Annotated in this window: 4 protein-coding genes and 2 pseudogenes; 3 read left to right on the top strand and 3 right to left on the bottom strand. The window is 37.1% G+C overall.

From position 1 onward, the window contains the following. Nucleotides 1–188: 188 nt before the first annotated feature. The gene (locus tag JCM1039_RS09795; protein ID WP_025015605.1) at nt 189–1,781 is read right to left on the bottom strand and encodes a UvrD-helicase domain-containing protein; all 1,593 of its coding nucleotides are present in this window, start codon (nt 1,779–1,781) and stop codon (nt 189–191) included. Continuing rightward, the gene (locus JCM1039_RS09800) at nt 1,771–3,510 is read right to left on the bottom strand and encodes an ATP-dependent nuclease (protein ID WP_025015606.1); all 1,740 of its coding nucleotides are present in this window, start codon (nt 3,508–3,510) and stop codon (nt 1,771–1,773) included. The genes JCM1039_RS09795 and JCM1039_RS09800 overlap by 11 nt, the downstream gene beginning before the upstream one ends. 547 nt (nt 3,511–4,057) lie before the next feature. Here JCM1039_RS09800 and JCM1039_RS11555 point away from each other — a divergent pair. The 3 genes and pseudogenes from JCM1039_RS11555 to JCM1039_RS09815 form a co-directional block, all read left to right on the top strand. After that, nucleotides 4,058–5,104, top strand: a pseudogene (locus JCM1039_RS11555) (IS256 family transposase); the annotation flags it as partial. Between the two features lie 139 nt (nt 5,105–5,243). Next, nucleotides 5,244–6,517: pseudogene (gene hflX, locus JCM1039_RS11560) on the top strand (GTPase HflX). Between the two features lie 5 nt (nt 6,518–6,522). Further along, the gene (locus tag JCM1039_RS09815; protein WP_025015607.1) at nt 6,523–7,524 is read left to right on the top strand and encodes a CAP domain-containing protein; all 1,002 of its coding nucleotides are present in this window, start codon (nt 6,523–6,525) and stop codon (nt 7,522–7,524) included. Between the two features lie 71 nt (nt 7,525–7,595). Here the strand turns inward: JCM1039_RS09815 and JCM1039_RS11770 are convergent. Next, nucleotides 7,596–9,902 (bottom strand): BspA family leucine-rich repeat surface protein (locus tag JCM1039_RS11770; RefSeq protein ID WP_025015608.1); only part of this gene is annotated, 2,307 nt, incomplete at its 5' end.

Consider the following 9,902-nt stretch of genomic DNA (forward strand, 5'->3'; position numbering starts at 1 on the left):
TTTATATCTTATTAACCACATTCTATACTTTTCGTTTTTTGGTTCATTTTTTATTAAAGCTCACACCAAAAAAAGCACCCCACAGGGATGCTTCCTACATTCATCTTATATCTTACTTACCCACTTGCTTCTTCAAGATTTCGAGGTAGCGACCGTATTGGGCCAAGTTGGTAAAGGCTTGAAGCCACCTAATTTTTAAACCTCATATCAATATCATATCTTCTTTCTGCCAACCCAGGTAAATCATAAAACACAGATGATTCAGCTGGCCATAACTCCATTTGACTATTGTGTCTTAATGTACCTTCCATCAAAAAACATGCAGCTTTAGCCCTAGTAATTGCTACATAATGTAGATTCAAGTATCGTTCATATAAATTCTCATCTGAAACTGCTTTTTCAGGTGGAAATACATACTTATACATATCCATTTGAAAAATCACATCGAATTCTAGTCCCTTAGATTTATGAATCGTCATTATACTAAGTTCATTATCTTTAGGCGGAATGTAATTTTCATAATTACGTTTATCACTAAGTACATCTTTAAGTTTGCTTAGAGTTTCTGACATATCTTTAGTTGTTACTTTCGGATATATAATATTAGCAATATCAGAAAATATAGTTATATTATCAATTAACTTATTAGCAGGATACGCAAATAGTTGTTGTGTTGCATTCGACAGACTTCTATATTTATTTCTTTCATATTCCTCAGAAAAAAATCTCTCAGTAATGTCAATTGCATATATTTTTTTATCAAAATATCCTCTTAACAAATATATAAATAGTCGCGCAACTTCTGAGTCATCTTTATCTAATTCTGTACTCTTATATACTTTATGAGGTATGGTTAAACTTTCATTCACTATATCAGCTGTAGTATTACTACGACATAAAATAGCAAATCCGCTCGTTGTCTTTAGATTATATCTTTCTTTTATAACAGATATATTCTTTTCTATTTCCTTTGCAATGTTTCTTTCATCACCAGTAATTCTTATTCTGAAAACTCTTTTTTCCTTTTCAGGTTTCTCTTCGGTTTGTCCAAACAAGCATAACGCATATTGATATATACTTGGATGGCATCTAAAATTTTCTAAAAGATTATAATGACTAAAATCAGAATTTTGCATTAGTTCTTTTAAATATACTGAAGACTTTCCAGCAAATCCATATATAGCTTGGTGTAAATCACCAACTGCCATACCCTTAATTCCTTGACTTACAAGAAACAAAAACAATTCATTTTGACTACTCCCACAATCTTGATATTCGTCTATAAATATTTCTTTATATCTGGCACGCAAATATTTTATAGCATCTGGTACATTCTTTAATATATAGAGAGCTGTCTCACCTAATAATTCGAGAAAAACAATATTCTGTTTTAGATATCCTTCTATGATTTTCTCTACTTCCTTATTATTAAGATTCTTTAACCTATCAAAGTCTTCCAATTTTTGAATTTTAAGTTCTTGAATTTTACCACTTAAATGACTACAAAACGGAGCAATTATTTGAGAAAAACAGAATTTATCAATAGTACCAAAAAATGATTTTTTTAACGACAAGCCACCGTTAATACATCTATTTCTTAACTCTTCACTTGCCTTATTTGTAAAGGATATTGCAATAATTCCTTGATAATTATACAAATCTTTTAAAATTAATTTTATTTTTTCAACAATCGTATAAGTCTTTCCTGAACCTGGTCTTGCCACAACAACTATATTATTTTTATCATGAATTATTTTTTCTTGTTCTTTGCTACTTTCCATTGGGTTGTACCTGATTTTTTACTTTATTTACGATATCAAAAATTGGTTCGATTAATTCATCATTCTGCAACTTCACCAGATTGGAATGTTCTTTTTGGATAAATTTAAACATATTTTCTGCTTTTCTTTTTTGCATTTCAGAAACTAGCTTTGCCACATCTGATTCTTGAATGTCATAATAATCATTTAGTGTGTCATTTAAATTGCTCTTCGCTAAATCATTCTCTAAATCCATTTTAGACATATAAATTCCTGCATTTTTTAGCGATTCACGCATTTTATCATTACTATCCTTAATATCAGATGGTACACTATTACCACTCCATTTTTTACATTCATTCTGATACACAGATGGTACATCATAATTTAAATTACAACCTTTAATAATACCTATTGCTCTATTAATCCCAGCATAATAAGATTCATTTTGAGTATTTTTAAATACATCATTATCTGTTCTTAATACCCAAGGAATATTTAAGGCCTTACATACTTTGATATATGACTTAAAACCTATACCCTCTACTGACAGTATGGAAATATTTAATCTATCTAGATCTATTTTGTTTTCTTTAGCTAGTGCTTTATAAAAAATAACTTCTGAAGTCCCCTCAACGAGAAAAACACCATAAGAGAAAAATATTTCAGCAGACATTGCATTAAGACGATAACCAAAGTCATCAAAGGAATTTTTTATTTGTTCATCCTCAGGTCCGGATGCAGCATGAGTATACTTATTTTTAAAATATAGTCTTATTATGTTTTTAGCTTTAAATTCCTGTGCGATCTGTGGAGAATGTGAAGTTACAATTACTTGTCCATTTAGACTATTAGTTAAATATTGCGCTAATTTTCTTTGTTGATGGGGATGCAAGTGAGCTTCTGGCTCTTCGATAGCATAAAAAGTTACATGATCAGGAGTGTTTTTTATTTGTTGTTTAGCTATCCATGTAGCTAAATAAATTTGATTATTTCGTCCGTCCCCACCCAACGTTAGTGGCCCTTCTTCGCTCGAATAAGATAAAGCAACATCTGAAAGCATTTTTTCAGCATCATTGTGTCCCGCAACAAATTGAACATTCTGATCTTTATTTTCAACCGATAAAGATGACAATTGTTCATTAACATTTTTCAAAGCACCCTTAATGTAGTTCAAAGAACTTATTTGCTGATTAATACTATCTAAATTTTTCTGTATCTCTGCTGTTTTCGTTCTATCATCGTTTTTTTCCTCGTCAGACAACAATTCTTGAGAAATTAATAATAAATTTTGTCTTTCTTTTCTTAAATATGCATACAGATTTCTATTTGTATCCACATATTGCATATTTAATCTTCGCAAATAACTTCTAGATTGCAATTCTTTCATTGTCTCTTCTGAAAAGCCAGCTTGTAAAATATAATCTTCATTCTTTTCTTTAATATATCTTAGAATTAATTTTCCATTCTTTATATGGCCTTTAAATTCACTTAAAAGACAGTCTTCTTCAATTTCTTTTAAATACGCTGTAATTTCTACCTTATTTGAATGTGAATATGCATTAAAATCACTATCTAACAAATCTAAATCATTTTCACTCAGGCTACGATCAAACAATAACCGCAATGCATAGATAAAATTAGTTTTTCCAACATCATTTGATCCAATTATCAAAGAACTAGAATTTAAAAATATATTTTCATCTTCATAATTACGAAATCCTTTAATGTGTACCCTGTATATGAGCATTACTTGCTACTCCTTTAGAAAACTAGTACAAGAAAATTTATACAATCTCTTTAAATCCTAATAAACTTTCTCTTCACCTTATTACATTTATTCTTTATTTAGTATATCTCTAATTTCAAAATAAAAATAAGGTATCATTAAATGAAAAATCATGTTTTAAACTACTAAACTATAAACTGCAAATTTGAATTTCTTAAATAACAATAAACGAAAGGTACTATCTTAGCACTAAAAAGTAATTTTACCAATTATTTAAGAGTCTCACTAATGCATGCAAGCACACAATTTCAGATTTAAAATTAAATAGTTATATGAATAGCAAACCATCTAACATAAAAACAATATTCAAGATAAATTAATATGTTATTTTCTGAGACCGTAAAATAGTTTGTGTAAGGATGAATGATTCATTAAAGTTATTTCTTTAAATATTAGAAAAAGGAGTTCCTTTCCCGTATGATTGATTTGAACACATAAAAACAATACGGAAAGAAGAACCCTTTCATGAATGGTTTTACCAAAAATATAGCCCAAGCACTATTTCGGCTATGACCCTTATGCAAGAAGCAGCTGGAATTCCGGCAATTCTAGAATTGGTGCTTATTATCGCAAGATTGATACCCATTTGGAGAGATTGAAATCCAAGTACCGTGAGATCGCAATGGCAAGTTTCACCAAGCACACTCTGCCCGATTATAAACAGCACTCAGATGTCTTAGAAGACATGGTTATCAAACTTTATTCTAAAGGCGTGACCACCAGAGAAATAGCTGATTTGATTGAGAAGATGTCCGGCAGCCATTACAGTGCCGGACAGGTATCAAACATTTCTAAACAAATGGTTCCTAAAATCGAAGTCTATCATAAACGCAGCCTAAGCGATAAGTTCTTTTGTGTTTATCTCGATGCGACTTATCTTCCATTGCGCAGACAAACTTTTGAACGTGAAGCTGTTTACATTGCCATTGGTATCAAGCCTAACGGGCGCCAAGAAGTTATTGACTACTGCATAGTTCCAAATGAAAATATCGAAGTCTGGACAGAAATACTTCAGAACATGAAAAGCCGGGGCTTAAAGCAAGTTGAACTGTTTCTTTCAGATGGTGTCGTTGGTATGAAGCAAGCGCTTGTAGAAGCTTATCCTAAAGCTCACTTTCAACGCTGCCTGGTACATGTTATGCGCAATATTTGTGCCAAAGTCCGAGTAGATGATCGTGAAGCAGTCATGAATGACTTTAAACAAATTCATCAACAGACTAATAAAGCCAACGCTGTTAAAATACTGCATGACTTTTACGCTAAATGGGGCAAGTTATACAGTCACGTGGTAAGAAACTTAAAGGCAATCGAGGCTGATATGCTTGTATTTTATAATTATCCAAAGCAGATTAGACCGTCAATCTATTCAACGAACATGATTAAATCGTTTAACAATATTGTTAAGCGTAAAGCTAAGCCTAAAGCTGAATTTCCAACAGAGCGATCATTGGACACATTTATAGGCATCCAAGCATTGAGCTACAATGATCGATATTTCAATCGAATCCACAAAGGCTTTGGTCAGGTTCAAGATACCTTGGAATCTTACTTTTAGAAGATAAATTAAAAAATCAATCTAAGGGAAAGATCAATTTACACATAAAATTTGACAGTTTCAATAATTCACATTTTTTCAATTAATTGCCTATTGTAATACAATTAACTTATCTACACATTTAAAAAGAGGTGTTTGAATGATTGATAATCAACCTAAAAAAACTAAAGCCTACATTGCAGGTGTGAACTTAAACGATCCTAACTTTGACTACTACATGACTGAACTGGCCAACTTAACTGAAGCTGACAACATGGAGGTCGTGGGACAAAGTTACCAAAACGCAGAATCAATCGTTGCCGGGACTTACTTCGGTGTCGGCAAGATTAACGAAATCAGAACAATGGCCCAAGGCTTGAAGGCCAAGGTCTTAGTTTTAAACGATGAATTAACCCCAGTGCAAATCCGTAACCTTGAGAAGCTAACCAAGATGCGGGTCATCGACAGAACTGAATTAATTTTGGAAATTTTTGCCAGTCGTGCTCGCACTAAGCAGGCCAAACTGCAGGTGCAACTCGCCAGATTGCAATATGAGTTGCCACGTCTTCACCCTTCCGAGAACAACTTGGATCAGCAGCGTGGTGGTGGTTTCGCCAACCGTGGTGCCGGTGAAAGTAAATTGGAAATGAATCGTCGGACAATCGGCAAGCAAATTTCCGCTATTAAGAAGGAACTTAAGGCCGTTGCCAGTCAAGAAGAGATCAAGTCGGCTCGTCGTAACCAAAGCCGCATCCCTAAAGTTGCGCTAGTCGGCTACACCAACGCCGGCAAGTCCACCACGATGAACGGTTTGCTCCGCGAATTTTCTAAAGAAGGCGCCGACAAGCAAGTCTTCGTTAAGGATATGCTTTTCGCAACCTTGGACACGAGCGTACGTCGCATCGACTTGAAGGACAACTTTAGCTTTATTTTGTCTGACACAGTTGGTTTTATCTCCAAGTTGCCACACAACCTAGTTGAATCATTCAAGGCAACATTGCAAGAGACTAAGGATGCGGATCTTTTAATCAACGTCGTTGATGCATCTGATCCTAACATGGTGCAGATGATTCGCACGACACAGAGCGTTTTAGACGAGATCGGCGTCAAGGGTATCCCCATGATCACCGCCTACAACAAGGCCGACAAGACTGACCGCAATTACCCACAGATTGAAGGTAACGACATTCTTTATTCCGCAATTGACCCTAAGTCAATTAAGCTTTTGGCAGATTTGATCACCAAGCGAGTATTCTCCAACTATGAGAAATTTGAATTAACTTTGCCTTTGAGCGCTGGTAAAGAACTCGCTACTTGCATGAGAATGCACAAGTTTTGAGCGAGGACTACGAAGAAGACGGCGTCCACATTGAAGCCAACATTGCGCCTGATGATCAGAGCCGCTTTGAAAAGTATCTAGTTAATAATAGGTAATAATAATGAAAAAACACAATTTGTTGGTGGCCGTTGTTGCAGTGGTTGAATGCATTGCATTCACTGCTCAGCCCGTTCAAGCAGCGAAGTATTCGAAGTCTGAGGCTAAGCAGGTTAAGTATTTCCAACGCCAATACAAGAATTTGGATAAAGCGCAATACAACCGCAACAGCATTTACCAGCAAGCACCAAATTTTGCCAATCCTTTTTCACCAGGCATCTTGAATCCGGCATACATTTCAACCACGATGGATTACGTTAATTACTACCGTGATTTGGTGGGACTGCCTAGCGAAGCTAATCCTGATGACGCCAACCGTAGCGCCCAGATCGGTGCTGCATCCCTCGCCGCAGTCAACGCGAATGCCAACTTGCAAGCGCACGGTTTACTTAACTACCTGCGTCCCAACTACATTAGCGAAAACGATTGGGGCATCGCCGAGAACGCTACGCTAGGCAACATCAACTTCTTGGACGATGCGCATAGCGCCTCAGCCGGCGAGATCGTAACGGACTTGATACGCGAAGATAACAACATTGCGGGTGCCGGCAATATCGGCCACCGCGCTATAATTTTATCAACACGCGCAACGCGCATGGGAATCGGTGCAGCGTACGGCATGAGCAGCGACATGCTTTATTCAGTTGAATATGGCCTGTTCGCCGATGACATCTTGCGTGCGCCAGTAAAGTCACGCATCGCTTATCCAGCTGCGAAGGTCTTCCCCTATGAATTAGTCGGCAAGGACACGCCTTGGTCATACTCGACCACGAAGCGAATCTCGGGCAAGCCGAAGATTTATATCACGGATTTGACCAAGAACAAGAAGAAGCGTTACCGCGCAACGCAGATGCGCAACTTCAAGACGCTGTTCTATGGCGAAGGCTACACCACGACGATCACGTATCGTCCGGACAAAGTCAAGCTGGTCAACACGCACAAGTATAAGGTGCAGATTGGCAAGTATTACACATACACGTTTAGATTCTTTAGACAAAAAGGTTAATTTATAGGACGCAAAAAGGCAATCGATGTTTAGTCGGTTGCCTTTTGCATACTTTGACTTAAATTTTTTAACTAATCACGACGCTTGCGGTCAACAAAGCCTAAAGCTGCGAGAGCGAGCAAGCCTAAGCCAAGTAAACCTACGTTATCTTTTTCTTCACCAGTTTGTGGCAAAGTTTCTTTGTTATTTGCGTTAGCCTTTGCGGCTGAAGCAGGTTTATTACTCAACTCTTTCAAGCCCTTGCCTGTTGCAAGTTGATCGCCCTTAGGAGCAACTAATCTGTTAGGAGCGGTTGCGGCATGAGGAGCAGTTTGACCGTGAGCCCCTGCGTTTTGGGTCTTGCTACTCTTCTTATTTTTAGCTTTATCTTCGGCTTGTGGACGAATATTTTCAGATTTGTCACTCTTATTGTGATCATTGTCCTTATTTTGAACAGTTGGCTTTTCTGGCTCGTTTGGCTCATCTGGAGTGTTTGGAACTTCAGGAGTTTCAGGCTTTGGTTTTTCGGGTTCAGGATTATCCGGAGTTGGATTGTCTGGAGTGTTGGACTTGTAAGTCACATGGATGGTTACATTGCTGGTGTCTGCATTAATGTTTTCTGCACCAATGCTTGTGCCAGCAACTCCATCAATGTATGAATCGTAGCCATCGTGTTGTGTAACATCGAAGTGATCCCAGTTGCCACTAGCTGGTGTCCATGGAGTATCTTCTTCAGTACCATCAACGTGCTTAGTCACGCTGCGAGTAAATTCAACGGTTTGCTTTTCAATACTAGTTGAGCCATCAGGATTTTCAATGATAATCGTTCTCGTTGGATCTTTGGTTTCCTTAGTCGTGGTTGGAGCAGCAATGTGCAATTGATACTTGCTAGTCATAAGGTCAGCAAGCATGTTGCCCTTACCGTCTACATCGTGAATAGCCATTGAGTATGGATCGTAAGAGCTATCTGGACTTACACGACGAGCAGTCATCACAATGTTATTGCCGTCAACATCGTGTTGAGCATTCCAATCATGAACAAGTTGCTTGCCGTTAGGATCGTTGGCCATATCAGCCTTAACAGCATCCCTATTGGTTACTTTATTGAAGTAATCGTGCAAATCTTTCAAGTTAGTGAAGATGAAGTTCAAACCGTGGTGACCAATTTGCTTAGTGTTGTCATCAGCTCTGACATATGTAATGAAGTCGGAGTTTTGACGACCAGTTACTTTATTACCCCAAGTTTGGTTGTTAACAGCTAACAAATCATTGAGAGCTGCGCCACCTTGACCGTTGGCAATTACGACAATTGGGTTGGTACCTGAGAAGTCCATAACCGTAAAAGCATTTTTAGCATTTGGTAATTTAATACCTTTCATTGAAATGACTGACTTGTTAACCAAATCTTGGAACATGTGCTCATTGCCACGCAAAAGTTGCGAATTCCCTGGGGTTGGACTACCTTCAACATAACCAGCACCAGTGATACGTTTAAGTCCGCTTAAGTCCCAACCGTTTAAGTTAATGTGCTTAGCACCAGACTTCCAGAACATCCCTTCAGCAATTTGAAGCTTACCAGTGTTCCAGCCGTGCAAATCAACGTTTTCAAGCTTTGGAGTGTTGTAGAACATCCAACGGGTGTCATGAACATTACCAGTCTTATCAGCCCATTTAGAAAGATCACCAACTGTAGTTAATTTGATATCATCTGAAAACATTCTAGCTAAACTGTAGTTTTGATCAGTAGTATTGTTGCCGACGCTTGAAGGATCCCAGTTAGACAAATCAAGGCTTTCTAAGTCCGTCATGCCGTTGAACATGTAGCTCATGTCGAACACTTTGTGAGTGTTCCAATCACTGATAGAATCAAGATTCTTGATCCTGCTCATGTAACTAAACATGTAACTCATATCGGTTACCTTATCAGTTGTCCAGTCTGATAAATCAAGCGCTGGAATATTTTCTAAGTCATAGAACATGTGGCTCATGTTAGTTACTTTGCTAGTCTTCCACTTAGAAAGGTCACCCAAACTAGTTAAATTAGTCTGTCCGCAAAACATGTAGCTCATGTTAGTTACATTGGAAGTATCCCACTTGCTTAAATCAAGCTTAGTCAAATGTCCTAAGCTCTTAAGCTCCTTGGGATCATAATCATTTGTTGTTGGATTGTTAAAAGCAGCAAACATGTTAGACATGTCAGTTACATTTTTAGTGTTCCAATTTTCAAGCCCCTTAATCGTGGTAAGCTTTGGATCATTTTTAAACATAGAGTTCATGTTTTTAACGTTGTCAGTTTGCCAGCCGGTTAGGTCAATGCTCTCAACATCTGGCATGTTGGCGAACAAATTATTTAAATCAGTAGTATTTGGTGAAAGAGTAATATGATGTAGATCAAGATT

The sequence above is a fragment of the Lactobacillus kitasatonis DSM 16761 = JCM 1039 genome (assembly GCF_000615285.1).
In the GTDB taxonomy this organism is placed as follows: domain Bacteria; phylum Bacillota; class Bacilli; order Lactobacillales; family Lactobacillaceae; genus Lactobacillus; species Lactobacillus kitasatonis.

Excerpts from the sequence above, each read along its gene's own strand:
- JCM1039_RS09795 (WP_025015605.1), bottom strand. The coding sequence starts at position 1,781 with ATGGAAAGTAGCAAAGAACAAGAAAAAATAATTCATGATAAAAATAAT.
- JCM1039_RS09800 (WP_025015606.1), bottom strand. The coding sequence starts at position 3,510 with ATGCTCATATACAGGGTACACATTAAAGGATTTCGTAATTATGAAGAT.
- JCM1039_RS09815 (WP_025015607.1), top strand. The coding sequence starts at position 6,523 with ATGAAAAAACACAATTTGTTGGTGGCCGTTGTTGCAGTGGTTGAATGC.